Source organism: bacterium, assembly GCA_016124905.1.
GTDB lineage: Bacteria > Pseudomonadota > Alphaproteobacteria > Rickettsiales > RI-342 > RI-342.
The window spans coordinates 1-23,895 of sequence record WGMV01000045.1; the positions used below are offsets into that span (position 1 = coordinate 1).

Consider the following 23,895-nt stretch of genomic DNA (forward strand, 5'->3'; position numbering starts at 1 on the left):
ATTCTCTAGATAAAAGCTACCAGCCGCTACCAGCATCAGCAGCACTTCGGCCAGCTTGATATAACGGACGAGGCGTGACTTTTCGTATTTATCGGCCAATTGCCCGGCCGTGGCGGAAAACAGGAAAAACGGCAGAATGAAAACACCCGCCGCCATGGTCACCAGCAGCTGCGGGTCAAGCCCGGCCTTGCTGGCAGTGACATAAGTCACCAGAATCACCATAGCATTCTTGAATACGTTGTCGTTAAAGGCACCAAGAAACTGAACAAGAAAAAGCGGCAGGAACCGTTTTGTTTTCAACAGGTGAAACTGCCCGGCGGACATAAAGCCTCCAAAATTAAATCATGATTAATTATAACCGGCCGCAGCGGTTGGGTCAAGGAAATTAAATGACGATTAATTTCCCCTCGCCTTCTCCGCAAAGCCGGATTTCAAAATGATCCGCGCGCCGATGCCAAAGGTCAGGTAGGTCCACACCCAAGTCAGGAAAACCGTGGCGCGGTTGCGAAAGCCGGTAAGAAAATAAATATGCACCACGCCCCACAGCATCCATGCCAGCCAGCCACGGAACGTAATGCCTTTGAAATCCGCCACCGCGGCATTGCGCCCGATGGTGGCCATCGTTCCCAGATCCGTATAATGGAACGGCACTCCGGGAGACTGCCCCTGCACACGCCTGCGCAATGTATAGGCCAGGTATTTCCCCTGCTGTTTGGCCACCGATGCCAGCGCCGGCAAAGGCTGACCGTCCTGCATGCAGGTGGCGGCATCACCGGCCACATACACATTAGGCAATGCCTCGATGGACAAATCCCCCCGCACGGGAATGGCGCCTCGCCGGTCCGCTTCAATCCCCAGCCAGCTGGCAACAGGCGCGGCACGCACCCCCGCCGCCCATAGAATCGTGGCGCTTTCCACGGTTTCCGTCGCGGTTTCCACACGGCCCGCGGCAATGTTGCGTACCGCCGTGCCGCAATGCACCTCCACCCCCTTGTCCTTCAGAATGTGATCGGCGTAATGGGAGAGTTTTTCAGGCATCGCTCCCAGCATTCTTTGCCCCGCCTCCAGCAGCAGGATGCGGATATCGCGCGGCCGTATATGGCGGAACTCCCGTTCGAGCGCATGGTTCACCACATCGGCGATGGCACCGGCCATTTCCACCCCGGTCGGCCCACCGCCAATCACCACAAAGGTAAGCAGGGCGCGGCGCTTCTGTTCGTCTTTCTCAATCTCCGCCTTCTCAAAAGCCGTCAGAATCTGGTGCCGCAAAAAGATGGCATCGGCCAGCGTCTTCAGCACCATCACATGCGGCGCCCACTCGTCATGCCCAAAGAAATGATACCGGGCCCCCGTGCCAAGCACCAGGTAATCGTAAGGATATTCATGCCCCTCTGTCCTCACAACCTGCTGGCGCGTATCGATCCCGTTCACTTCCTCCATCACCACATGCACATTATCCTTGCCGCGAAACAGGCTGCGGATGGGCAGCGCCACATCATTGATGCCGAGAAACCCCGTCGCCACCTGATAGAGCAGCGGCTGAAAGAGATGGTGGTTTTGTTTATCAATAAGCGTGATATGCGCATCCGCCCCGACCAGCCCCCTGGCGCAGAACATGCCTGCAAACCCCGCGCCAACGATCACGATTCGGGGGATGCGCGCTGTCATAAGGACTCACTCCGGTTTTTGTGCAGCTGCGAAGATACGCAAAAATCCCCTGCGAATGCAACGGGCTAGTGGCAATAAAACACGTTAATTGGTTGCGGATGCGATTTCATCCAGCTCAAGCCAGCGTATTTCGGCACGGTCCAGTTCGGCCTGCGCCTCAGCATAACGGCGGGTGGCGGTATCGAACCCTTTTGGGTCACGTTGGTAAAATTCACCATCGGCCAGTTTGGTTTTCAGGCTTTCCAGCTCCTTGCCCAGCGCGTCCATTTTCGCGGGCAGCGTTTCAAACTCATGCTTCAGTTTATAGGACATGATAACGGAACTGCGCGAGGCCGCCCTGACTGGAGCCTCCGTTTGCACAACCGGCTTTTCCTGCTGGGTGACGGGCTTCCCCTGCTTAAAGGCCAGATAATCGCTGTAACCGCCTATCACGCCTTCCACCTTGCCGTCGCCTTCAAAGGCCAGCACCTTGGCCACGGTCCGGTCCAGAAAATCCCGGTCATGACTGACGATCAGCAATGTGCCCTGATAATCGGAAAGGATCTCCTGCAGCATGTCAAGCGTATCCATGTCCAGGTCATTGGTCGGCTCATCCAGGATGAGAACATTACCCGGATTGGCCAGCATCTTTGCCAGCAGCAAACGGTTCTGCTGCCCGCCGGAAAGCGTGCTCACCTTGTCACGCGCAAGCTTCGGGTCGAACAGGAAATCCTTGAGATACCCGCACACATGGCGCGTCCGCGCGTCCGCCCCCTGGCCGAGCGTGACATATTCCCCTCCATCGGGGCAAAGCGTCTGCCACAGGGTTTTTTGTGGGTTAAGCGTGGTGCGGTTCTGATCGAAATAGGAGATCTCCACCGTTTTTCCACGCTTGACCGATCCCTTGTCGGGCGCCATTTCCCCGGTAAGCAATTTCAAAAACGTGGATTTACCCGAGCCGTTATTGCCGAGAATACCGATCCGGTCGCCCCGCATCACACGTAGGTTGAAATCATTGAGGATGACGGTCTCCTGGTCATCCTGCACGAAGCTTTTGCTCACATGGGTGAATTCGCAGATGATCTTGGAAGCCAGCACCGGCGCGATGGGGTCCAGCTCAATGGTGCGCATGGTTTGATTGTAGGATGCTTTGTCGGCGCGCAGTTTTTCGCGCAACCGGTGTAGCTCCCCCAGGCGGCGCACATTGCGTTTGCGGCGCCCGGTCACCCCGCCCTGTGTCCAGTCCACTTCAGCTTCCAGTTTCTTTTGCATGTTTTGCAATTCGCGGGCTTCCTGCTCAAGCATCTGCTCTGCCCACTCATCAAACTTTGCATATCCGAATGGCGAAGTACGCACCGTCCCCCGATCGATCCAGAACGTCTTTTGCGAAATGGCTTTCAGGAATGCCCTGTCATGGCTCACGCAGATCAGCGCGCCCCTGTAGGATGCCACCCATTGTTCCAGCCAGCCGATCGCCTGAAGGTCCAGATGGTTGGTCGGCTCATCCAGCAGCAGAATGTCCGGCTCGGCCATCAGGGCAGAAGCCAGCCCCGCGCGGCGCAACTGCCCGCCGGAAAGGGTGCCCATCGGCAAACCGCCCTCCACCCCCAGCGCGCTCAACGCCATATCCGCCAGATGTTCCTTATCCTGCCAGCCATCCTGATGCTGAATTCCGCCCAGCACATGCTCGCGCACGGTTTCTTCAGGTTTGAAATCGACTTTCTGTGCCAGATAGCCGATGCGCAGGCCCGGCACGCAAAAGCGCGTGCCCTCATCCAGCTCAAGCTCCCCTGTCAACAGCCGCATAAGAGTTGTTTTCCCGGCGCCGTTGCGTCCCACCAGGCATATCTTGTCACCTTCGCTGACATAAAGGCTCACCCCGTCAAACAGCGGTTTGCCGCCATAGGTCAGCGATGCCTCTTCCAGACTCAGCAATAAACGGCTAACCATATTTCATCCCTTTGCGCAGGGCTAACTTGCATCCCATCCGCGCGAAAGCAAGCAAAAGCACGCCTGACGGCGGAAACCCGGTCTCCCCCCTGCTGATTCCTCCATGTCCGGACATCTAAATTATCCCCCTATGGTTGAATCGCCCCTTTTGTGTTATAATACAAAAACAACCGAATAAATCATTTTAATACCAATTGAAATATAATAATATTATCTGGTTCTGCTTCAAAATAAATCACTGAAAAGTGAAGAATTTAACCAAGCTTCACCTTTGCATGCGAAAACATAAATACTACCTTTAGTGGAGATTTTATGATGAACGCATCCAGCTTCAGCGCCCTCCCCACCGGAACCGCGCTACCTTCCCAGCAGATGAAATCCGCCCTTTATTATTTGGATGTGGATCAGATACCCGGTGAACATGTGAGCGGCACCGGCCACATGAATATCGGCCTTATTTACGGGCATCACGGCGAATGGTGGAACATGGGCGCGCCCACCGCCGGCATGGAAGAAACCGGCACCGGCACAGTGCGTCATATCAATAATGTGCCGTTTGATGGCGACATGGCGTCCGTCGGCGCCGTCGGGTCTGAATATGGCATCGCCCAGTCCAACGCTATTCAGCCCATGCCAGGCGCGGCGAATAATTTTAACCCGGGAGACGTCAACTTCGCCCATTCCTCGCCCACGGGCAACCTCAATACAGCAGCGGCAGCCTCCAGCGGCAACGCCCTGCCCACCGCAACCAATGGCGGCAGCTTCTCATCCAGCTCCACCAGCAACAGCTCCAGCCAGAGCAGCTATTCCAGCAATACCAGCACCACGAACAACACCACCACAACAACCACCAACACCATCGATAACAGCACCCATACCGTCAACAACAACGGCAACGTCATTTATGTGAATAATGTGGGTGACTCGACCATCAACAACCAGATCATCTATCAAACCAACAATACAACCATGACCACCACCAACAATTACTACGGCGATGAACATCATGGTGGCGGTCATGATGGCGGCCACAGCCCCATCATCATCGATATCGATGTGTTGAACAACACCAGCATCCTGAACAACATTCTGAACAACATCAGCATCGTCAATATCGATCTTGGCGGCGGCAACACGACCAACATCACCAATAACCTGATCGATATCGATATTTTCGGGGGCGATAATCACAGCATTATCAACAACAATATCCTGGATATCGATATCCTGAGTGGCGGCCATACCAGCATTATAGACAACGACATCCTGGATCTGGACCTTCTTGGCGGCAGCAATCACAGCATCAGCGACAACGATATCCTCGACCTCGACCTGCTGGGGGGTAACAACCACACCGTCAGCGATAACGACATACTCGACCTGGACCTTCTAGGAAGCAACAACAGCTCGGTAAGCGATAATGATTTGGTCGATCTGGATTTACTCGGCGGCAACAACCATACCGTAAACGATAACGACTTGGTGGATCTGGACCTGCTGGGCGGTGATAATAATGCCGTCAGCGACAATGACCTTCTGGACCTCGGCCTGGGAGGCACAAACAACAGCACCAATGATAACGACCTTATCGACCTCGGCTTGGGTAGCGATAACAACGCAACCAATGACAATGACGTGGTTGATCTCGATCTTTTTGGAAGCAACCACAGTACCAGCGATAATGACCTGATCGACATTGGCCTGGGTAATGATAACCAGGCCACCAGCGACAACGACCTGGTAGACCTTAATCTGCTGGGTGGCGACAACAACGCCGCCAGCGATAACGACCTTATCGACATCGGCCTGGGCAACAGCAACCATTCCGGCAGCGACAATGACCTGATCGACGTGAATATACTGGGCGGCGAAAACAACGCCGCCAGCAACAACGATCTGATCGATGTCAACATCCTCAGCAACGGTGAAAATGGCGGAGACCATGCCGTTCAGATTGATCTTCTCAGCCAGAATTCACCCGACACCCAGCCCGATGCCGGTCACGGGCTACCGGTTGGCCTCAACCTGGATGTTGATCTCAGCAACGGCCTTGATGTCAATATTGGCGCGGATATTGGCGGGCATCAGCTGGTGGATGTCAGCACCGGGCTGGATGATTTGGCTTCAGGTGTTGGCTCCTCATTGGGCAACATCCTTGGCGGCGGGCATCACTGGTTCGGATAAATAATTGAAAACATGACAAAAAGGCCACCTTGCGTGGCCTTTTTTACGCCTGCGAACGTATGGTTTTGAAACAACTTTTGCGTGCTTTTCCTCCGCTGAATAGCCTTGAGTTAACGTCAAGGTTGTATGGATAAGCCATGACATATAACCAGCACAGCATATTACGCCATTCATCCATGCCGGTTTCCGGTGGAGTTGAATTAGCCTTCGCCACCATAGCCGGCCACCTGGCATCCCTGGCGTTGCCGATCATGGCCATGCAGCTGTACGACCGCCTGTTATTGCCTCATCAGCCCGGCACCTTACCGTTGCTGGCCTTCTGCGCCTGCATGGCTTTACTGCTGGAAAACATCGTGATGCAATTGCGGGCCAAATTGATGGCGCTCGCCGGCGCCAGCTACGAGCATCAATCCGAGAAAAGGTTGTTCAATTACCTTCTTCGGGCAAAAGCACAGATACAGTCCGAAGCATCGACAGGCCCTATCGGTCAGGATCTTCAGCTGTTCCAGCACCTGCAACGCTGCAAACGGCAGGCCGGTGGAGAAGCCTGGATCATCGGGGCGGAACTCTGCTTCACACTTCTTTATATTGGCATCATCGGCTGGCTTGCATTGCCTTTGGGAGAAATCGTCGCGACTCTGGGCCTCCTCTTTGCCGTCATCGCGCTGCTGGCTGGCGTCACCCTGAAAAAACAGATGATCAAGCGGCACAGCATGGAAAACATGCGCCTCAATATTTTCTGGGAAATATTACAGCAATGGCATGCCATCAAAGCCATGACGCTGGAAGCGCTGACCCAAAGAAGACTCGAAACGCTTCATCTGGTTTCTTCCAGAATTGCGGAAAAAATAAGCTACACCATCGCCTGCCTTTCCAGCATCAACGGCCTTGCCGCGCAGGCAACCATGCTGGCGGTGGTGCTGGCGGGCACGCCGCATGTGCTGGATGGCAGCATCAGTGCGGGCACATTGATTGCCTGCGTCATGCTTTCGGGCCGCGTAATGCCACCCCTGCAGCACGCGGTGAACGGGTGGCTTCACGCACAGGAAACGAACAACGCGCGTGAAGCGCTTCAAAAAACCTTAAAGCCGGAACGATACGAGCGTCCGCTTCAGCCTGAGGCGGAAATGGAAAACCCGTCACGCCTGCAAGGGCAGGTTTTATGCCAGGGTGTCGGCTTTCAATATGGGAAAAACGAAACGCCCATTTTGAAACAGCTCGATTTGCATGTGGAACCGGGAGAATCCATCGCCATTGTCGGCGGGCATAGCAGCGGCAAAACCACCTTCATGAAACTTCTCGCCGGACTTCTCGCTCCCTCCGAAGGCAAAGTGCAGATAGACAATATCTCACCCGCGCATTGCGGAGAAACGACTCTTCCCAAACTGGTCGGCTATGTATCCAGCGAAGGCTCCGTCCTTCGTGGAAGCATCATGGAGAACATGTGCGCATTTAACCCGTCATTACAAAACAATGCCCGTGAACTGGCCTCCCTTCTTGGGCTGGATCACATCGCCGCCCGTCTGCCGCAGGGCTATAACACCATGCTCACGGGTGAGATTGCAGACGTCGTTCCTCCCGGCGTGAAGCAACGCATCGCCATGGTGCGCGCCCTGGTTCATAAACCCAAAACCATCCTGCTCGATCATGCGGACAGGGCGCTTGATCCTGCCGGTTACAATGCCGCGTTCCGTCTTCTTGGCATGTTGAAAGGGAAAGCCACTCTCATCATGGTAACGGACGACAAGAACCTTATCCGTCTGGCGGATTCTGTCTATCGCATGGAAGACGGACGGCTGGAACGCTACGTCAACACACCGAACCTGATCGTGATGGACGGGGGAAAAGCAGCATGAGCGCACAGGCAAAAATCAAATCTCCCGCCGTGCGGCATGCCGCGCTGGGCACTGCCCCAAAACCCCGTCTGGACCGACAGGATGAACTGAAACGCATGCTGGGCGTGCTGCTGACGGCAAGCGGCTGGCAGGGCAACAGCCGGAGCATTGCCGATGGCCTTTGCGCAAGCCCGATGCTTGGGCAGATGGAAGCCCTCATCGCCAGCATGTCCCAGTTCGGCTTTGCCGCGCAACGCTGCCATATCAGCCCTGGACAGGCCGATATTGCCACCATGCCGTGCATTCTGAAAGGAAAAGGAAAATACCCCGTCATCCTGCTGGAACGCATGGGCAATGAATGGCTGTGTTACGATGCCTCGGCGGCGGTCCAGCGCATGCTGCCGATAACGGAAGTAAAAGGCCAGGGCTACTGCTTTCAGCGCCGCACCGGTTACAAACTCGCGGGACGCGACAATTCACGTTTGTGGCTGCGTGATATTGCCACGCGCTATCGTGGCACAATCCTTCATCTCGCACTTCTAAGCCTGGTCATAAGCCTCACGGCCCTGACAACGCCCTGGCTCGTGATGATCGCCTATGACCAGATGCTCGGCGCCCATTCCGGAGATAGCTGGCTTTGGCTGGCCATCGGCGGCCTTGGCATGCTGATTCTGGAAAGCTGGTTTCGTGCAAACCGTGCACGTCTTATTACCGGCTTTGCAGGCTGCATTGGCAACCATGCCAGCATGGGGATGATGGAACACCTGTTGCATCTTCCCCCCACCGTGGCGGAGGACATCCCCCCATCGCAACAGCTCGCGCGCATGCGCGGGGTGGATACCCTGCGCGATGGCTTGTGCGGACCATTGGCCCTCAGCATCATGGATACACCATTCCTTCTGGCCATTATCGGCATGATGGCCGTCATCGCGGGTCCACTCACCTTTGTCCCGCTCGGCTTCATGCTGCTGGGGATTGTTTCCATCCTTCTCGCGCGTGCGCCGCTTCATCAGGCCATTCGCCAGGCCGCGCAAAGCAATGCCGAACGTCAGCGCTTTCTCACCGAGGCGCTGCGCAAAAAGGAACTCATCCAGTCCTCGGGCATGATGCAGAACTGGCGTCAGCGCTTCGATGCCGTTTCCCGTCGCGCCTCGCACGATGCCATGAACGTGCTGAAGCTCAATGCCCGGCATGAAGGCACCATACGCCTGACCGGCGGCCTGACCATGGTGCTGATGATGTCGCTTGGCGTAGGCATGGTGGCCAACGAGAGTCTGACGCCCGGCGCGCTGGTTGCCTCCATGATACTTAGCTGGCGCATGATGATGCCGCTTCAAGGCCTGCTGGCCATGATACCCCAGGCGGAAACCCTCTCCGGCGCGGTGGAGGAGCTCGGCCGCCTTCTGTCATCCCCATTGGAATGCGCTCCCGGCGCCCGTCAGCCGTTGGCCCGGGCGATTGGCGGCCATATCGCGGCCCGCAACCTTTCCGCTCGGCACAGCAGCCGTGTGGAAGATGTCTATGCCGGATTGAACGCCACCATACCGGCATGCTCCATCGTGGCCATTACGGGGGGCAACGGCTCCGGCAAAAGCACCCTGCTCAAGCAACTGGCCGACATGCTGCCCGCCAGCAATGGCAGCGTACGGGTTGATGGCATCGACATCCGTCAGTTTGATCCCATCACCCTGCGTCGTTCCTTATGCTATTTGCCTCAGCACCCCGCTATTTTCGAAGGCAGCATCCTTCATAACATGCGCCTGACGGATCCCGAAGCCACCGAGCTCGCCATTTCCAACGCGCTGGATCAGGCGGGAGCATGGCAAGATATTCAATCGCTGCCGCAAGGGCTGATGACCGAAACCGGCTTCGGCGGCAGCAAGCTCCCTTCCGGCCTGGTCTGGCGCATCGCGCTGGCCCGTTGCTACCTTTCGCAATCGCGCCTCATCCTGATGGATGAGCTTCCTTCCGCCCTGCTAAATGGGCAGACCGGTGAAAAATTCCGTGAGTTCCTGAAGGAAAGCCGCAATCACCGCACCGTGGTGTTCGTCACCCACCGGGGCAGCGATGTTGCATTGGCCGATTATACGATTCTGCTCAGACAGGAGCACATGCCGGTTTTTGACACCTCCGCCCACATACTAGCCATGGATGACGCCCTATGCGCATAAAACCGGAGCGCTTTCTGAATGTGCCGAAGCTCGCCCCTAAACTGGCAGGCATCGGTCGTATACCGCAGCGGGAAATACCTGCCGAGCAAAGTTGGACGCTATACTTATGGTACGATGGCGAACCGCCGAACCATGGTATGCGCACCACCCTTGCCATGCTGGCACTTGGGATATTTCTCTTCGTGGCCTGGTCCGCTTCGCACGGGCTGGTGGAAGTCACGCAGGCCGATGGCGACGTGGTCACCAGCGGCAACACCCGCATCGTTCAGCATCTTGATGGTGGCATGGTCAAGGCCATCCATGTGCATGACGGCCAGCTGGTCAAAAAAGGCGACGTGCTGCTGGAGCTCACCGGCGCAGGCGCGGCGGAGGATGCCGCCAGCACCGAAGCGCAGCTGCACAGCCTCTCGCTCCAGGCCGAACGCCTGCGTGCTTACGTCAATGGTACCACGCCGGATTTCAGCGCGCTGCGCCCCACCCCGCAAGAAAAAGCCGAACAGATGCGCATCTTCAACAGCGTCAGAATGTCGGAAACAACGGAAACGGAAATTCTGGAACGCCAGACCGCCCAGCGGCAGGATACCGTTGCCCGCCTTCAGGCAGAACGCGCAACCTTAAGCAAAAACCTCACCCTGATTGCCGAATCGCGTGATGCCCTCAGGAAATTAAACGAAAAGCAGCTCGCCAGCCGCAACAGCTACCTCAAGCGGGAGGAAGATTACAACAATGCCCAGGGACGCCTGACCTCCATCGCCATAGAAATCAAAGCCGCGGAAAAGGAAATGGGCGAATACCGCTCCCGCATTGCCGCCCTGCATGCCAAAAACCGGGAAATCGCTCTGCAGGACCTGGAAAAAACCACCGGCGACATCGCCCAGGCGCGGGAGAGTATGAAAAAAACCAAAAGCCGTGTGGAACGCCAGATGATCACTTCTCCGATAGACGGTATCATCAAGGGGCTGGCCGTCAACACCATCGGCAGCGTGGTCACGCCTGCACAGATATTGATGGAAATCGTACCGACCGATGAATCCCTCATGGTCGAGGCGCGCATCATCCCGCGTGATATCGGCCATGTAAAACCCGGTCAGCGCGTGCAGTTGCGTGTCGATGCCTATGACTACACCCAGTATGGCATGCTGTACGGTACGGTGGAATCCGTCTCGGCTACTACCTTCGTCAATGAAAAACAGCAATCCTATTACCGCGTGCGCATCAAACCTGATGGCCACACCATCGACGGCCAGCAGTTGCTTCCCGGCATGTCGGTGGATGCGGGCATCATCACCGGCAGGAAAACCCTGCTTGCCTATCTGCTCAAACCCATGCAGGTCGCCACCCAACAATCCTTCACGGAGCGGTAACATGAACGAAATGCTTCTTTCCCCGCTGATCCGGCTGACATCCGGCCACCATCAAAAAACCACCCCAACCGTTCTCGTGGTGGATGACGACCGCGCCACGCTTATGCTGCTGGAAGCACGGCTGAACAGTTATGGCAACGAGGCCTTGCTTATGCGTACCGCCGAGCAGGCGCTGCACTGGCTTGCTTCACACCCCGGTGAGGTCGATGCCATTCTGCTGGACCGCAACATGCCGGGCATGAATGGGCTGGAGCTGGTGCATCGCATCAAGCACGAACCGTCGCACGCGCGCGTTCCCATTATCATGCTGACAGGGTCCGACCGTGCAGAGCATATGCGCGAAGGTATCGATGCGGGAATTTTCTATTACCTGTCCAAACCGGTGAATGACGATGTGCTGCGCTCGGTCCTCACCGCCGCGCTACGCGAATCGCGTTATCAGAAGAACCTGAGCGGCGAGATCAAACATTACCAGACAGGTTTTCGTACCATGATCTCCTCCCGTTTCTTCGTGCACACGCTGGAAGAAGCCGAAGCGCTCGCCTGTTTTGCCGCGCATGTTTTCCCCGTACCGGAACGCGCCCTTCCCGGCTTGGCTGAATTGCTGGTGAATGCCGTCGAGCACGGCAATCTCAACATTGGGTATGATGAAAAAACAGAGCTTCTCAAACAGAATAACTGGCGCGAGGAAATAGCACGCCGCCTTGAAATGCCCGAATATGCCAACAAGCGCGTGGAACTGGTTCTGGAGAAAAAGGACGGTCAGGTCTATGCACAGATAACCGATGAGGGCGACGGGTTTGACTGGAAGAAATATCTGCGCATAGACCCTTCCCGCGCCATGGATAGCCACGGTCGCGGCATCGCCCAGGCCAACATGCTTGCATTCGACCAGCTTGCCTATAGTCCCAAAGGCAATCGCGTGGTTTGCGTCACCAGCGCCTCCGCCGACAGGAAACATATTCTGGAGTGGTGATGCATGCGGCCCGAAAAAGAAAAAACCGCTTCCCATCAATGGGTCATCCGCCATTGCATCATCAGCATTTCGCTGATGGCGTCCCTTCTCGCCGTCATGTTTGTTGCCATACAAGTTCTGGCTGAACCGGGCCGGCCTCCTGGGTTTGAATGGATGGATATCCTGGGCATCGCCTTTGGCATGATGACCCTTTTTCTGATTGGGGAAGGTTTTTTCGTCTTCATCCCCACCCTCCGCCTCATTCAGGAGGCGGAACGAACGCGCGAGGAAAGCACACGGCTCAAAAGCCAGTTTCTCGCCAACATGAGTCACGAAATCCGCACTCCCATGAACGCCATTTTCGGCATGGCCGAGCTGCTGATGCAGTCAAGCCTCACACCCAGGCAGAAAGGCTACGTCAAAGCCCTGCTTCACGGAGCGGACAACCTCATGAGCACTCTGGACGATATCCTGGATCTCTCACGCATCGAAACGGGCAAACTGCACCTGAACCCGGTGGTGTTCGACCTGCGCGAAGCCGCCGAGGACGTGATGGAAATGTTAAGCCCCGTCGCTCATGAGAAAAAGATCGATTTGATTCTGGAAGCGCCACCCGCAGGTACACGCGTGGTGGCAGACAGAAACCGCCTGCGTCAGGTGCTATATCACCTGATGGGCAACGCGGTAAAATTCACCGAAAACGGGCACGTGCTGATGCGCATAAAACTGATGCCGGTCTCCGACGATAAATCCTCCATCGAGGTTACTATTGAAGATACAGGTATTGGCATTGCAGGAGACCGGCTCTCCATCATTTTCGAGCCCTTCGTGCAGGGAGACGGAACCTCCACCCGCACACACGGCGGCGCCGGGCTCGGTCTCAGCCTGTGCCAGAAGCTGGTTGCACTGATGAATGGCCGCATCAGTATCGACAGCAAACCGGGCAGCGGCACCATGGTGCAATTTTCCGTTCAATGCGATATGGCGCCCCCGGCATCCACCGCCACGGTACGCAATCTCCTGCGCCACAAAAAGATACTGGTAGTGGACGACCTGGCCGCCAACCGCACCATGCTGGCCGAGCATTTGAAACAGGCGGGCATGACCTGCCACCTCGCTTCCAGCGGCACGGAGGCACTGCGCCTGGCCCGGCAGTCGGTGACACAGGGAAAACCCTACTCGCTCATCATCACCGATTATCTCATGCCGGAAATGGATGGCGAAACCCTCACACGCGCGGTACGTGCCTCGGCTGATCTTGCGAAAATCCCGGTTGTTGTGCTCACCAGCGCGGGCGAGAAAGGCTATACCAAGCTTTTTGCCGATGCCGGTGCGGCTGCCTGCCTGGCAAAACCCGTTCGTTCGTCAGAATTGCTGGAAACGCTCCACCTCGTGCTGGAAGCCAAACATCGGGAGGGCATTCTTACCTCCGGCGCCGGAAACCGCATCGCCGCGCAGGAACTGGCGCAGGGGTCGGCGCCTTTTCACCTCATCCGCATTTTGCTGGTGGAAGACAACCGCATCAACCGCGAATATGCAACCGAGCTCATGTCCTCGCAGGGATGCATCGTCACCTGCGCGGAAAATGGCGCCATGGCCATGAATATCCTTAAGGAAAAATCCTTCGACATCATTTTCATGGATTGTCAGATGCCGGTGATGGACGGCTTCGAAGCCACGAAAGCCATTAATAGCCTCATTTCGGAAAAACTGATGGCCCCGGTTCCCATCATCGCCCTCACCGCCAACGCGATGCAGGGCGACCGCGAGCGCTGCCTCAAGGCAGGCATGAACGACTTTATGAGCAAACCCCTTCGAAAACCAAATTGGGAGGCAATTATGATCAAATGGCTCAAACACAAATTGAAAAACGAGACTTCACCCAGGCCCGAACAGTCCTTACCGAAAGTTTCCAACGAGAACACATCGCCTGCCGTAAATAACAGCATGCTCGACACTACCATCCTTCAGGACGCCCGGCAGACCATGGGCAGCCGTTTCGCCACCGTGCTGCGCTATTACCTGGAGGATACGGAAATATACCTCAGCCAGTTGGAACATGCCGCACGCAACGGCGATGCCAAGGAAGTCAGCGCACAGGCACACAGCATCAAATCCTCCAGCCGCCAGTTCGGCGTCATACAGGTTTCCGCCGTGGCCGAAGCAATTGAACACGCCGCGCGCGAAGGCTCCAGCCCCACCGAGCTTACGCCAAAACTGGCGGAACTGCGCCGAGCCTTCAATGAATCCAGACCGCATCTTCAACAAATCGCAGAGGCTGCATGAGCGGAAGTTCCAAAAGCAGCTACAAATGCCTGATCATCGACGATGAAAAAGGCTATGCCGGGATGATTCAGAAAATGCTGATGGGTCATCATCGCGAGGTTGCGCACAATGCGGCCGATGGCCTGCGCAAATTCGCTCAGCTCCGGCCGGATATCACTTTCCTTGACATCGGCCTGCCCGATGGCGACGGCCTGAGCCTGTTGACACATATCAAAAAGATAACCCCCGCCGCCTATATCATCATGCTCACCGCCAGCCGCATTCTGGATGATGTGGAAACCGCCTCCCGCCAGGGCGCGGTGGGCTACATCACCAAGCCATTCACCCGGCAAAAAATCATGAATTACATTCAGGCCTATGGCGAATACCGTAAACAGCTTGAAATGACGGCATCAGACGGCATCGGCCCCATGCAGCGCGCATTATTCAGCCAGGCGCATGCAGAACAATTGATCGAACTTCCTTCCGTCAAACCGCAGGATACCCCAAGCGCCATTCGCAAGCATCTTCTGTCTGGCTGGCGAGTGCTTTACGCGGGCGAAAGCGAGAAGGACGGTCAGCAGGTCTGTACCCTTTTGTCTGGCATTGGCTGCAAAGCTGACCTTGCCTTGAATGAAGAAGGCCTGCGCACCCTCACCCGCCATTGCCAGTATAATGTGATCTTTCTGTCCGACGATATGCCAAGCGACAACCCGCAAACCATGCTGGTTGCCTTGCGTGAACTACAGGCCTCGGCCTCCATCACCCTGATTACGGAAGACAAGTGGCAAAAGGATAACCCGAAATGGCGCCTCATGGGCGTCAGCAATATTCTGGTCAAACCGGTCACCACCAGCGCACTGTTGCAGGTGCTGGAATCCGAGCTGCAACAAACGATCAACCGCATGGGGGAACGATACATCGTATGAAACATGCTCACCGCCCTGCTTTGCTGCTAAACGACATTGAGGATATTGCCTGTGCCGCCTCGCATGAACTGCGCGATCCGCTTCGGCAGGCGCTGATCTATTGCCTCGAGCTGCGCAAATGGACGGCGCCGGAAGCGGAAAAACTCATCTTCGCGCTGGAAGAGGAAATTTCCACCGTGCTGGAGCGCGTGGCCATTATCCGCGCCTATTCACATTTGGTGCGCAACCCTGCCGACAAACAGCCCGTCGATATCGATGAGATCGCCCGTCAGGCCGCAGCGGAATGCGAAGCCCTTATGACGGAAAAAAACGGCGCCATCCACATTCGCCAGCTTCCGCATGCGCTTGCTGATGCCATCCAGCTCAAGCGCCTTTTTGTGGAACTGATGGACAACGCCCTGCGCCATAATACCCACCCCAACCCCACTGTAACCATAACATCACAAAAGAAAGGTCGTTGCTGGTCCGTACGGGTGGAAGATAATGGACCCGGCATCGACGCCGACTATCGAAGGCTGGTGATGGGCCTGTTCCGCACCGTCGGCAACACAGCCCTGCCGGAAGGCCACGGCGCGGGCCTGGCCTTTTGTGCGCGCATCGCCAAGCACCATGGTGGACAGTTAACCGTCAATTCCAGCCGCCATGGCGGCACCGTGATGCAGTTCACGCTGGAAGAGGCCGATCATGATTAAAATCCTCTCCCCCTATAAAAAGAGCCTGATCATCACCGGATGCTGCATCGCAGCCAGCCTGGCGCTGCTAATCACCATGCACATTATTGATTTACAAGGACTTTGGCACGCATGGGCACAGCTAGCGCTGCTCGTGCTTGTCGGCATCTTTTACACGCGCCAGGCAACACAACAGGAGAAAGAGATCCAGCATCTCGTTTACCAGCAAACCAGAAGCTACCGCGACGCCACCGAGCAGGCCGTTGCCTCCAACCAGTCCAAAAGCGAATTCCTCGCCAACATGAGCCATGAAATCCGCACACCGCTTAACAGCATGATCGGCATCAGCGAGCTGCTGCTTGACAGCAACCTCACCCGCCAGCAGGAGCAGCACCTCCGCACCGTGCTGGATTCCGCCGAGAACCTTCTCGAAATCATCAACGATATTCTCGACTTCTCCAAGATAGAGGCCGGCCGCCTGGAGCTGGAACCCGTCGCCTTCGATCTGGCGGCGGCCATTGAGGAAACGACTGAACTCTTCCTCCCCCGTTTGCGTGAGAAGGAGCACAAGCTTGAACTGCTGGTGGACTATCCCGCCAATATCCCACATCACATTATTGCCGATCCATTGCGCATCCGCCAAATCATCTGGAACCTCACCAGCAACGCCATCAAATTCACCGACAAGGGCTATGTGCTTCTTTCCGTGGAATCCATCTCCTCCTTTCCCGCGGATGCGACCCGCCACGAACTGAAGATCAACATCAAGGACACCGGCATCGGCATTCCCGAGGATAAATGCCGGATGATCTTTGACAAATTCACGCAGGCCGATGCCTCCACCACCCGCAAGTTCGGCGGCACCGGCCTAGGCTTGGCCATCTGCAAGCAGCTGGCCAGCCTGATGGGCGGTCAGGTCGGCGTGGAAAGCACGCCGGAACACGGCTCGAATTTCTGGTTCACCCTTCCCTGCCAGGCGGCGGAACCACCGCTAACGCAGGATATTGCCGATCATCAATTATTGCGGGATCGCACCATCTGGGTGGTGGACGACCTTGAACCAAGCCGCCGGATACTGGCGGGTATCCTCCGCCATGCAGGCGCGCAGGTCGTGATGCTTGATTCATTGACCGCATGGGAACATGTCCGGCATGATTATGCCGTGCCGGACATGCTCGTGATGGAATACATGCTGGAACATGGCGGCGATAGCATTGCCCTGATGCAGGAATTACGCCAACGCCACCCCGATCTGCTCACCATCATGGTCACCAGCTCACAGGATAAAGGATTGGCCCAGCTCTTCGCCGAGGCCGGGTGCCACGCCTACCTCGCCAAGCCGGTGCGCGGCCATCAGTTGCTGGATATCGCCTCCCTCGTCATTTTCGCGCACAGGAACAAGCAGCACCTCACCATGCTGACCCCGCTTAATCTCTATAATAAAAAGGAAGCACGCATGCAGACCAACCTCAACGACACCATTCCCAATGCCCGCGTACTTCTGGTGGAGGATAACCGCGTGAATCGCGAATTCGCAACCGAACTGCTTGAGCGAATCGGCTGCAAGGTGGTCTCCGCCGGAAATGGCGAGGAAGCCATCCGCTGTGTGCATGACCATCCACTCGACATCATCCTCATGGATTGCCAGATGCCTGTGATGGATGGTTTCGAGGCCAGCAGACACCTGAGCGGTCTGATGAGCGACCGCAAGCTGCCCCCCATTCCCATCATCGCCCTTACCGCCAACGCCATGAAGGGCGACCGGGAGGCATGCCTGGCATCCGGCATGAGCGATTACTTGAGCAAACCCATCCGCCGCCATGAACTCATCGCCACGCTTCAGCAATGGCTGCCCAAGGCGGAAAACGCCAAAAAGGCTAAAGCTTCCTGATAAGCTTGGAGAAAGCCTCGGCCAACGCGTCCTGAAACGCGCCCGTCACCACGGTCATCCTCACCGGCGAAACCGGCTTCTCATCCTCGTAATGCACATTGGCGATGGGGCGTTTATCCGGCAGGGAAAGAACCGTGAAATTCAGGGAGACCTGAGCGGTGGCAACGCCCGATTCATCATAGGCCAGCGTAAAACGTTCGATGCTGGTGTTGATCTGCAGCGAGGTGCGCCCCGCCTGCCCGGCTTCCACCACCGTCATGCCCTTGGCACGCAATGTCTCGGCCATGCTTTGCGCAACCAGGTAGGGCAGCGGGTCCGCCCACACGGCATTATCCACCACCGTCAGCTCACCCGTGGCGCGCTGAACCTGAATGCTTCGCCCATCCAGCGTGGGGGAGCTGCTTGGCAGTGTCAGCCGCACCGTGCGGCTTTTTTTGCCTTTCACGCTATCCGCAATGGCCTGATTATCAAAGCCGTAACGCTTGGGCGCAGGGCCGGACGCGCCGCCGCAACCAGCAAGCGCGGCGCACAATGCCAGCATGATCAGCGGTTTGAGGAAATAGCGTGTCATCATGTTCATACTCGCGTTATGGCTGAATTTTCACGCCCTCTTTCTTGGGCGGAAAAATAATCTGGGATGGGTTGCGCTCCAGCGATTCGGTGAGGCTATCCACATTTTTGACCGTATTCTGAAGATTGGTGACCAGGCCACTCAACTGTTCATGAAAGCCTTCGTCATTCAGCCCTTTCAGCAGCACGCGCAACTCATGCGCCGCTTCCGTGCTTTGCTTGATGAAATTGCCACGGTCGCCATTGCTGTCATCATCCAGCGCCGCGGTGAAACCTTCCAGATGCTTCAGGGTCAGGCTGATGGATTCGAGGTTATCGTCGCTCAGCATTTTCTCCACGCGCGCCAGCACCATATCGATGCGTTGCATGGTGCTGCCCGCACCGCCAAACAGCTTATCAAAATCCGACTGTTCCGCCTTGATGATGGGCAGCTCGCCTTTTTTGCGCACAAGCGGCTGGCCTGGTTCATCCCCGCTAATGCCGTTACGCAGGTCGATGAAATACATACCTGTGATGCCGCTAGGCTTCAGCATGGCCATGGTGCTCGTTATCACCGGCACATTTTCATCGATTTTTACAATCGTCAGCACCTTGGGGTCATGCGTGGACATATCAAGCGTGATGCTTTCCACCTGCCCCACTTCCACCCCCATGAAGCGCACGGGGCTGCCTTGGGTCAGGCCGTTCACGGCCTGATCGAAATAAATGCGGTATTTGAGGAAATCGCGTCCCTCTTTATTACCGCTTGCCCACAGCACGAACAGAATGACCCCTGCCACCAGTGCAAGGGCGAACGCACCAACCATGAGGTAATTGACCCGAGTTTCCATCCTAGCCTGCCTTTCTTACAAAGCGTGCCGCGCGTTGCCCGCCGAAATACTCCTGAATCCATGGATTCGGATGTTTTACAATATCTTTCACGCCTGATTGCACCATTTTCTTATCAACCAGCACCGCCACCTGGTCACAAATCGTGAAAAGCGAATCCAGATCATGCGTGATCATCATCACCGTCAACCCCAGCTGCCGCCGCAGTTCCAGCAAAAGCTGGTCGAAATCCTGCGCCGCAATCGGGTCGAGGCCTGCGGTCGGTTCATCCAGAAAGAGCAAGGCGGGATCCAGCGCCAGCGCGCGCGCCAGCGCCGCACGTTTTACCATCCCGCCGGAAAGCTCCGCCGGGAATTTATCCGCCGCGTTGTCCGGCAACCCGACCATGCGCAGCTTGAGCATGGCCAGCTCACGTATGACCAGATCGGGCAGATGCAGATATTCATGCATCGGCACTGCAATATTTTCTACCACTGTCAGCGCGGAGAACAAAGCGCCGCTTTGGTACATGACGCCCCAGCTGCGCCGCAGCTCCTGCGCCTCGCGCATATTCAGCGCCTTCATCGGCCTGCCATTGACCAGGACGGTGCCGGAGGAAAACTTCTGCAGCCCGATGATGCTTCGCATCAACACCGATTTCCCGCTGCCGGACCCGCCGACAATACCGGTGATGCTTCCTTTTTCCGCCCTGAAATCCAGCTTGTCATGCACCACATGCTTGCCGAAGCGGTTGGTCAGCCCCTTCACCTCGATCGCAGCCGACGGATGGGATGAGGCTTGCCGCGTCATATGCCGATCTTTGTAAAAAGGATGGAGAAAAGCGCATCGGCGAAAATGACAAAGAAGATCGAGGTGACCACCGCGCGCGTGGTTTCCACCCCGACGGATTCCGCCGAATTGGTCACCGACATGCCGTGATGGCAACCCACCAGCCCGATGATAAGCCCAAACACCGGCGCCTTGATCATCCCCACCCAGAAATCCGTCATTTTCATGGCCTGCAACAGGCGGGACATAAACAGCGTAAAGCTGGTATCGCTGGTTAACACGGTCAGGATGGCCGCGCCCGTCAACCCCATCATATCCGCCAGAAAGGCCAGCAGCGGCATCATCAGCGTCAGGGCCAGAATCCGTGGCACCACCAGCACGTCCATCGGGCTCATGCCCATGGTGCGCAGGGCATCCAGTTCCTGGTTCAGCTTCATGGTGCCGATCTCCGCGGCAAACGCGCTGCCGGACCGGCCCGCCACCATGATGGCCGTCAGCAGCACACCCATCTCGCGCAAGACGGAGATGGACACCAGATCGATGGTGAATATCTGCGCGCCGAAACGGCGCAGCTGGGCGGAGCCCTGATAGGCCAATACGATGGCGATCAAAAAGGAAATCAGCGACACGATGGGCGCGGCGCGCACGGCCGCCATTTCGCCGCTTTTGACAATGGCGCTCCAGCGGATGCGCGACGGATGCACAATGCTCTCCCCTAGGGCCATCAGCACCTTGCCTAAAAACTCAAGCCCTTTGGTTCCCCCTTCAATCAAACCATGCACGGCGCGCGCCGTAAACTGTAAAGGCACATAGGGTGTGGTCGGCAGACTTGTGATGGGGTCCTGCAACTGCCCCACCTGCTCGATAAACTGTGCGTGATGTTTGGCAAACCCCTGCAGCACCACCTGGATGCCTTGCTTCGCCAGCTCTTCAACCCGGCGCTGCAGCAGCCAGGCACCGGTTACATCCAGCGCCTCCAGCCCCGCACATTCAATGGTGGCCTTCTGCCCCTTGCGCGGTTGGAAGGATTGAATCAGCCGATGGCACTCATCGGCAAACTCCGCCACCCAGTTGCCGGCAACCCCGGCGACAAGGCCATTTCCATGCTGTTCAACTGAAAGGGTCGGTTTCATGGCAACCTTATACCGCATCAGCGGGGCGTTGCCTCGTTCTTTTTTGATGTGGAATCCGCCACCGTATAAGCTTCATACGGCTTGCCGTCATCCCCCACCACTACATGCGACTGTTCAATTACAGGCTTGGTTGGCTTGAGTGGGGCATCGCCCTCTTCCATCCAGCTTTCGGCATGGCGTTTGATTTTCCCGACCATCCGGCCGAAAGACCGCATCACGCGCGGCAAATCCTCCGGGCCGATCACCATCAGGGCCACCACCGCCACCACCAGAATTTCCGGCAGGGAAAGGCCCATGCTACCCTACGCGTCTTTCTTGTCGGCGGGCTTGTCCAGTTTCTTGGCATCGGCCACATCATCGCCGTGCAGCCCTTCACGGAAGCTGCGCATGCCTTTGCCTAAATCCCCCATCACCTTGGGAAGCTTGCCCGCGCCGAACAGCACCAGCACCAGCAAAAGGACAATCAGCAAATGGCTTAGGCTAGGGAACATGTGTCCATCCTTTGCATCAGGTTTTCAACCGTGGCTTGCGCCTGCTGGCAATCCAGCTTGGCCGCGGGCTTGAGCAACTGCATGGCGCGCAAGTGGCGCACCATGGCCGTGGGCGAAAGGCTGCCCACCGCGCCCGCCACCGCCTTCATCTCACTCATATCACCATTGCAGTGAAGCACAAGGTCGCACCCCGCATCCATTGAACGCGTCACGCGTGAGGCGAAATCCCCCGCCAGCGCCTTCATGGAAAGATCGTCGGACATCAACAGCCCGTCAAAGCCGATCACCTCACGGATATAACCGATCACTTTTCGCGAGAAGGTTCCGACTTCCTCGGCGTCCAGTGCTTTGTAAAGCACATGCGCCGTCATGCCGTAGGGCATGTGTTTCAGCGCCTTGAAGGGCGGCACGTCCACCGCCTCCAGTTCCGCCAGGCTGGCATCCACCACCGGCAGCTCCAGGTGACTGTCCGCCATCGCGCGGCCATGGCCGGGAATATGCTTGATGACCGGCAGCACGCCGCCATCCATCATGGCTTTGCACATCACGGCTGCCAGATCGGCCACCTGCTCCGGCGTGTCACCAAAGGCACGGTCGCCGATAATGTCGTGCGAGCCGGGAGAAGGAACATCCAGAAGCGGCACACAATCCACCGTGATGCCAAGCGCGGCAAGCTCTTCGGCAATCAGGCGACCATTATGATACACGGCCTCGCGAGCCGCCTCCGCATCCACTTTATACAATTTGGCAAAATCACCGGCCGGGCGATACGGCCGCCAGTGCGGCGGCCTCAGGCGCGCTACCCGGCCGCCTTCCTGATCGATCAGGATGGGCGCCTGGTCATAGCTCACTTCGCGCAATTCATTCACCAGGGCGCGAAGCTGGCTTGGCTCCTCGCAATTCCGGGCAAAGAGAATAAAACCATACGGTTTGCTGTCGGCAAAAAACGCCTTCTCATCGGCAGTCAGCCGTAATCCGGAACATCCATAAATTGCAGCATTGATCATGAAGCGTAAGCCATTCTTTTTTTATTGTGCGTTTACTTCACCAGGCAGCCGCTTTGGCCGATGGACTGGCAAAACTGTTTCACTTCCGCGCTATCGGAAAACGGCCCGACCTGCAAGCGGTAAAACACCCCTTTACCGGGAATATCCGCCCGTTCTACGTGAAGGCTCTTGCCGGATGTGAAGCTCGGATATTTGCCTTGGATGCGGCTCCACATGGCGTTGGCCTCCGCTTCTGACTTAAGAGCGGCCAGCTGAGCGCGCTTGTTGCCACCGCCGCCGGAAGCCCGCGGCACTGCCGGGGCCTTTTCTTCCACCACGGATACCTTGTCGAAGGTTGAGGTCACTGCAAAAGGACCAGCCACCGTCTTCGTTTGTGTATGGGAAGTTGCGGCGCCACCGCTGACAGCCTTGGGAGCGGGCACGGCTTCCTGGCGCGCGGTCACCGCAGGTGTGGGCGCTGCCTCTTTCACCACCGTTGTCGTCGCGGTTTCTTTCGGCGCAACGGGTGCGGCAGCTATTGGCTTGGGCGCTTCTGTTTTCACAACAGGCTCAGGCTTGGCAGCCGCCATAGGGGCGGGTTCCACCGGCTTTATAGGTTCGGGCTTGGCAACCACCACCGGCTTAACCGGTTCGGCGGGCACCACAGCAGGCGAAACCAGCTCTTCCACATTCTTGGTCGGGTGTTCTTTCTGCGCGAGTAGTTGCTCGCGCTGGCGGGCAATATCCTCGGCAGGCTGAACCGGCGCGGCAGTAGCCACTTCCGGTGTCTGCGGCTGCTCAGGCAGCGGCGCGGGTTTCACCGCATGCGGCTCATCATCTTTACCGCGCAGGGCTTCAAACACCTGCTTGTCCCGATGGGGAATCGGCATTCCGCCCGGCTCGTCCGGGCGCACGCGGAACGGCTCATCGCTTGCCTTGATCAAGGGCACATCCTCAGGGTTGGATGCCTGCGACCCGGCATTGTAAGCCGCCCATGCCAGCCAGCAGAAACCCGCCGCCGCCGTCAGCCCGAAAATCACCTGCCATGCCTTTTTGATGGGAGGCTTTGCGTAGCCATGCGCATAACGCAGGTTTGAACCGGGTCGATGATAATTGGCAGCTTCGTGCATGGGGCTTATCCTCATTTGAACCGCCACTATACCCAATTCCTAAAGCGTGTCATCCATTACGCTAGGTTGAGCCGAGAACGGTTAATTTGACAGCATCGAATCGGAGCGTACCTTTTGTACCTGAGCA

At 56.9% G+C, this 23,895-nt stretch carries 20 protein-coding genes; 9 read left to right on the top strand and 11 right to left on the bottom strand.

The features are described from left to right. From GC177_10655 to GC177_10665, 3 genes are all read right to left on the bottom strand, one after another. A partial coding sequence (locus GC177_10655; GenBank protein MBI1276409.1) for a hypothetical protein occupies nt 1-324 on the bottom strand: 324 nt, incomplete at its 3' end. Nucleotides 325-396: 72 nt separating this feature from the next. Continuing rightward, nucleotides 397-1,668 (bottom strand): NAD(P)-binding protein, encoded by a 1,272-nt coding sequence (locus GC177_10660; protein ID MBI1276410.1) that lies wholly within the window; start codon nt 1,666-1,668, stop codon nt 397-399. Between the two features lie 84 nt (nt 1,669-1,752). Beyond that, nucleotides 1,753-3,597: an ATP-binding cassette domain-containing protein gene (locus GC177_10665; GenBank protein ID MBI1276411.1), complete on the bottom strand. Its 1,845-nt coding sequence runs from the start codon at nt 3,595-3,597 to the stop codon at nt 1,753-1,755. A 312-nt stretch (nt 3,598-3,909) separates the two neighbouring features. On the opposite strand from GC177_10665, the gene GC177_10670 reads away from it, so the two are divergent. The 9 genes from GC177_10670 to GC177_10710 all read left to right on the top strand — a co-directional run bounded on the left by GC177_10670 (nt 3,910) and on the right by GC177_10710 (nt 17,862). Beyond that, nucleotides 3,910-5,781: a hypothetical protein gene (locus GC177_10670; GenBank protein ID MBI1276412.1), complete on the top strand. Its 1,872-nt coding sequence runs from the start codon at nt 3,910-3,912 to the stop codon at nt 5,779-5,781. 137 nt (nt 5,782-5,918) lie between these two features. Further along, on the top strand, nt 5,919-7,637 hold the full coding sequence (locus GC177_10675) for an ATP-binding cassette domain-containing protein (protein ID MBI1276413.1): 1,719 nt from the start codon (nt 5,919-5,921) through the stop codon (nt 7,635-7,637). Then, on the top strand, nt 7,634-9,787 hold the full coding sequence (locus GC177_10680) for an ATP-binding cassette domain-containing protein (GenBank protein MBI1276414.1): 2,154 nt from the start codon (nt 7,634-7,636) through the stop codon (nt 9,785-9,787). The genes GC177_10675 and GC177_10680 overlap by 4 nt, the downstream gene beginning before the upstream one ends. Next, nucleotides 9,778-11,151, top strand: a complete 1,374-nt coding sequence (locus GC177_10685; GenBank protein ID MBI1276415.1) for an HlyD family type I secretion periplasmic adaptor subunit — start codon at nt 9,778-9,780, stop codon at nt 11,149-11,151. The genes GC177_10680 and GC177_10685 overlap by 10 nt, the downstream gene beginning before the upstream one ends. Next, nucleotides 11,060-12,127, top strand: a complete 1,068-nt coding sequence (locus tag GC177_10690) for a response regulator (protein ID MBI1276416.1) — start codon at nt 11,060-11,062, stop codon at nt 12,125-12,127. Before GC177_10685 ends, GC177_10690 begins: the two co-directional genes overlap by 92 nt. Nucleotides 12,128-12,130: 3 nt before the next feature. Continuing rightward, complete coding sequence (locus GC177_10695; protein ID MBI1276417.1) at nt 12,131-14,392, top strand: response regulator; 2,262 nt, start codon at nt 12,131-12,133, stop codon at nt 14,390-14,392. Then, nucleotides 14,389-15,300 (top strand): response regulator, encoded by a 912-nt coding sequence (locus GC177_10700; protein MBI1276418.1) that lies wholly within the window; start codon nt 14,389-14,391, stop codon nt 15,298-15,300. Before GC177_10695 ends, GC177_10700 begins: the two co-directional genes overlap by 4 nt. Beyond that, nucleotides 15,177-15,992 (top strand): hypothetical protein, encoded by an 816-nt coding sequence (locus GC177_10705; GenBank protein ID MBI1276419.1) that lies wholly within the window; start codon nt 15,177-15,179, stop codon nt 15,990-15,992. The genes GC177_10700 and GC177_10705 overlap by 124 nt, the downstream gene beginning before the upstream one ends. Next, nucleotides 15,985-17,862, top strand: coding sequence for a response regulator (locus GC177_10710; protein MBI1276420.1), 1,878 nt, complete (start codon nt 15,985-15,987; stop codon nt 17,860-17,862). Before GC177_10705 ends, GC177_10710 begins: the two co-directional genes overlap by 8 nt. Here the strand turns inward: GC177_10710 and GC177_10715 are convergent. The 8 genes from GC177_10715 to GC177_10750 are packed head-to-tail and all read right to left on the bottom strand — an operon-like array spanning nt 17,849 to nt 23,783. After that, nucleotides 17,849-18,442, bottom strand: a complete 594-nt coding sequence (locus GC177_10715; GenBank protein MBI1276421.1) for a hypothetical protein — start codon at nt 18,440-18,442, stop codon at nt 17,849-17,851. The genes GC177_10710 and GC177_10715 overlap by 14 nt on opposite strands. Nucleotides 18,443-18,449: 7 nt before the next feature. Beyond that, complete coding sequence (locus GC177_10720) at nt 18,450-19,262, bottom strand: MCE family protein (GenBank protein ID MBI1276422.1); 813 nt, start codon at nt 19,260-19,262, stop codon at nt 18,450-18,452. A gap of 1 nt (nt 19,263) precedes the next feature. Next, entirely contained in the window at nt 19,264-20,049 is a 786-nt protein-coding gene (locus GC177_10725; protein MBI1276423.1) for an ATP-binding cassette domain-containing protein, read from the bottom strand. Further along, complete coding sequence (locus GC177_10730) at nt 20,046-21,179, bottom strand: MlaE family lipid ABC transporter permease subunit (GenBank protein ID MBI1276424.1); 1,134 nt, start codon at nt 21,177-21,179, stop codon at nt 20,046-20,048. Before GC177_10730 ends, GC177_10725 begins: the two co-directional genes overlap by 4 nt. Then, nucleotides 21,179-21,457, bottom strand: coding sequence for a hypothetical protein (locus GC177_10735; protein ID MBI1276425.1), 279 nt, complete (start codon nt 21,455-21,457; stop codon nt 21,179-21,181). The genes GC177_10730 and GC177_10735 overlap by 1 nt, the downstream gene beginning before the upstream one ends. A gap of 6 nt (nt 21,458-21,463) precedes the next feature. Beyond that, nucleotides 21,464-21,652, bottom strand: coding sequence for a twin-arginine translocase TatA/TatE family subunit (tatA, locus tag GC177_10740; protein ID MBI1276426.1), 189 nt, complete (start codon nt 21,650-21,652; stop codon nt 21,464-21,466). Then, nucleotides 21,637-22,659: a beta-N-acetylhexosaminidase gene (gene nagZ / locus GC177_10745; GenBank protein MBI1276427.1), complete on the bottom strand. Its 1,023-nt coding sequence runs from the start codon at nt 22,657-22,659 to the stop codon at nt 21,637-21,639. Before nagZ ends, tatA begins: the two co-directional genes overlap by 16 nt. Nucleotides 22,660-22,691: 32 nt before the next feature. Continuing rightward, nucleotides 22,692-23,783, bottom strand: coding sequence for a hypothetical protein (locus tag GC177_10750; GenBank protein MBI1276428.1), 1,092 nt, complete (start codon nt 23,781-23,783; stop codon nt 22,692-22,694). Nucleotides 23,784-23,895: the final 112 nt, after the last annotated feature.

What these genes read in the sequence shown, in the direction of transcription:
- GC177_10660 (MBI1276410.1), bottom strand. Translation starts at nt 1,668, where the DNA reads ATGACAGCGCGCATCCCCCGAATCGTGATCGTTGGCGCGGGGTTTGCA.
- GC177_10665 (MBI1276411.1), bottom strand. Translation starts at nt 3,597, where the DNA reads ATGGTTAGCCGTTTATTGCTGAGTCTGGAAGAGGCATCGCTGACCTAT.
- GC177_10670 (MBI1276412.1), top strand. Translation starts at nt 3,910, where the DNA reads ATGATGAACGCATCCAGCTTCAGCGCCCTCCCCACCGGAACCGCGCTA.
- GC177_10675 (MBI1276413.1), top strand. Translation starts at nt 5,919, where the DNA reads ATGACATATAACCAGCACAGCATATTACGCCATTCATCCATGCCGGTT.
- GC177_10680 (MBI1276414.1), top strand. Translation starts at nt 7,634, where the DNA reads ATGAGCGCACAGGCAAAAATCAAATCTCCCGCCGTGCGGCATGCCGCG.
- GC177_10685 (MBI1276415.1), top strand. Translation starts at nt 9,778, where the DNA reads ATGCGCATAAAACCGGAGCGCTTTCTGAATGTGCCGAAGCTCGCCCCT.
- GC177_10690 (MBI1276416.1), top strand. Translation starts at nt 11,060, where the DNA reads ATGCGGGCATCATCACCGGCAGGAAAACCCTGCTTGCCTATCTGCTCA.
- GC177_10695 (MBI1276417.1), top strand. Translation starts at nt 12,131, where the DNA reads ATGCGGCCCGAAAAAGAAAAAACCGCTTCCCATCAATGGGTCATCCGC.
- GC177_10700 (MBI1276418.1), top strand. Translation starts at nt 14,389, where the DNA reads ATGAGCGGAAGTTCCAAAAGCAGCTACAAATGCCTGATCATCGACGAT.
- GC177_10705 (MBI1276419.1), top strand. Translation starts at nt 15,177, where the DNA reads ATGGCGCCTCATGGGCGTCAGCAATATTCTGGTCAAACCGGTCACCAC.
- GC177_10710 (MBI1276420.1), top strand. Translation starts at nt 15,985, where the DNA reads ATGATTAAAATCCTCTCCCCCTATAAAAAGAGCCTGATCATCACCGGA.
- GC177_10715 (MBI1276421.1), bottom strand. Translation starts at nt 18,442, where the DNA reads ATGAACATGATGACACGCTATTTCCTCAAACCGCTGATCATGCTGGCA.
- GC177_10720 (MBI1276422.1), bottom strand. Translation starts at nt 19,262, where the DNA reads ATGGAAACTCGGGTCAATTACCTCATGGTTGGTGCGTTCGCCCTTGCA.
- GC177_10725 (MBI1276423.1), bottom strand. Translation starts at nt 20,049, where the DNA reads ATGACGCGGCAAGCCTCATCCCATCCGTCGGCTGCGATCGAGGTGAAG.
- GC177_10730 (MBI1276424.1), bottom strand. Translation starts at nt 21,179, where the DNA reads ATGCGGTATAAGGTTGCCATGAAACCGACCCTTTCAGTTGAACAGCAT.
- GC177_10735 (MBI1276425.1), bottom strand. Translation starts at nt 21,457, where the DNA reads ATGGGCCTTTCCCTGCCGGAAATTCTGGTGGTGGCGGTGGTGGCCCTG.
- tatA (MBI1276426.1), bottom strand. Translation starts at nt 21,652, where the DNA reads ATGTTCCCTAGCCTAAGCCATTTGCTGATTGTCCTTTTGCTGGTGCTG.
- nagZ (MBI1276427.1), bottom strand. Translation starts at nt 22,659, where the DNA reads ATGATCAATGCTGCAATTTATGGATGTTCCGGATTACGGCTGACTGCC.
- GC177_10750 (MBI1276428.1), bottom strand. Translation starts at nt 23,783, where the DNA reads ATGAGGATAAGCCCCATGCACGAAGCTGCCAATTATCATCGACCCGGT.